The 2058-nt window shown below is 69.9% G+C and carries 2 protein-coding genes; one reads left to right on the forward strand and one right to left on the reverse strand.

Annotated features, from left to right (window positions below):
* Positions 1 to 31 precede the first annotated feature (31 nt).
* On the reverse strand, positions 32 to 937 hold the full coding sequence (locus tag ABD329_RS47650; RefSeq protein ID WP_344318263.1) for an NmrA family NAD(P)-binding protein: 906 nt from the start codon (positions 935 to 937) through the stop codon (positions 32 to 34).
* A 247-nt stretch (positions 938 to 1184) separates the two neighbouring features.
* Between ABD329_RS47650 and ABD329_RS47655 the strand changes: the two genes are divergently transcribed.
* Positions 1185 to 2058: helix-turn-helix domain-containing protein (locus tag ABD329_RS47655; RefSeq protein WP_344318265.1), on the forward strand; the 874-nt coding region annotated here is incomplete at its 3' end.

A 2058-nucleotide genomic window follows, 5' to 3' on the forward strand; every position in this document is an offset into this window, starting at 1 on the left:
CTCGCCGCAGCGACGAGCCCGTCAGGGAATGTCACTCCGATTCGGCCGCGCGGTACCGGGGAGCGAATTCCTCCTCGACGAAACGTTCGATGGAGGTAGGGGTGGAGGTGCGGGCGGTACGGGGCTGCTGCATCCGCGTGTGCCGGGAGTTGAGGGACTCGCCGACCTCGGCCATCATGTCCGCGACGTTGGCGGACACGCCGTTCCTGCGGAGTTCCGCGTGGAAGGCGGCGAGGCTGATCTGCTCGTAGGTGAGGTCGTCCGCACCTACGGCCTTCGCGATCGCTTCCGTGGCTTCCCGCATGCTCACGTCGCGTTCGCCCTGGAGCTCCAGGACCTCCGTACCGCGCCAGGTGCCGGTGGCAAGTTCCTTTGCGGCTCTGACCCCGATGTCGCGGGTGGCGACGAAGGGCAGCGGCAGGTCGGGGTCGAAGGGGGCGCTGATGCGGTGGAGGTCCTTGACCACGCCGACGTGGTCCAGCAAATTCTCCATGAAGTAGCCGGCGCGAAGCCACAGCGTGTCCACTCCATGGGCGGCCGAGAGGACCTGCTCGAAGCGGTGGAGCCCCGCGACCGGGCCGGTGCCCTCGGCGTGTTGGGCCCCCCAACTGCTGAGCCCGACGACGCGGGTCACACCGGACGCGGTGACCGCCTCGGCCAGGGAGGCCGTCACCTGGTCCTGGAAAGCGCCGAAGTCGGGATGGTCAGGGATGTAGTTGGGCTGGATCACCGCGTAGAGGCCGTCCGCGCCGCGGAAGGCATCTGTCAGTGCGGCGGTATCGGTCTGGTCGGCCTCCCACACCTCGGCGCCCCGCTCGGCGAGGTCGGCGAGCCGCCGGGCCGAACGGCCGACGGCGCGGACGGGGTGCCCGTCCGCAAGCAGACGCACAGCGACAGCCCGACCGGTACGGCCACTGGCGCCGGTGATGACGAACATCGACTGATCTCTTTCTTTCGCGTTCCGTACTGGTGCCGGGGACCATTCGCGACCGTGCGGCGCCCTGACGTCGGGGGAGCCTGGGGGAAGCAACGCGAGTGTGTGCGGCTGAGAGCCGCACCTTCCCGGCACTCGTCGTGACGGTAGGTGTCCGGCTCGCCGGACGGGTAGGAGTGGCACACCCACCCCGAGCGGGGCACGGCCCCCTCCCCACCACGGCGAACGGCCGCGCTCGTACGCTGGCGGTATGAGGGTTTCGAGCGGCCACAGCGGGGGCGGCGGGCCACTGGCGAGCTTTCTGCGCGCCAGGCGGAAGCAGGTGCGCCCCGAACAGCACCGGCTGGCTTCGGGGGCGAAGCGCCAGGTGCCGGGGCTGCGGCGGGACGAGGTGGCGTTCCTGGCCGGGATCAGTACCGACTACTACGTACGCCTTGAACAGGGGAGGGAACGGCGGCCGTCCCGGGCGGTGGTGGACGGGCTGTGCGAGGCGTTGCTGCTGGACCTCGCGGCGGCGCGTCACCTGCGTGAACTCGCCGCCGTTGAGGTGGCCACGGAGGGAACGGATCCCGGCATGGGCAAGGAGCGGTGGGAGGCCGTGTACCAGCTGCTCGGCTCCATGACGGTGCCCGCCCTGCTGTTGAACCGGTGGCTCGACGTCGTGAGCGGCAATGCGCTCGGCGATCTTCTCCACGAGGGGTTGGAGCCCCGTAACAACTATGCCCGCATGGTGTTCCTAGCTCCCGGGGCGCAGTCGTTCTTCACCGAGTGGCCCGAACTCGCGCGCTGTATTGTCGCGGTTCTGCGCGCACAGGCCGGCTCCGGGCCGGAGTCGGCCCGCCTGACAGAACTGGTGGGAGAGCTGGACGCGTACAGCGATGTTTTCCGTTCCTCCTGGGGCGAGCACCGCATCTACGAGAAGATGCTGGACCGCAAGCTGCTCAGGCATCCGCGGGTCGGGCCTCTCGCGCTCGACCAGCACGTCCTGGAGCTGCCGGGAAGCGAAGGCCACAGAATCTGGGCCTATCACCCGACGGACGGCGCGACCTCGGACGCCCTGCTTCGGCTGGGCTCCTCCGCGCTGCCGTCCGGCCATCCGGGCCCGGGACCCATGGAGCGCACGG

The organism is Streptomyces javensis, assembly GCF_039525925.1.
GTDB lineage: Bacteria > Actinomycetota > Actinomycetes > Streptomycetales > Streptomycetaceae > Streptomyces > Streptomyces asiaticus.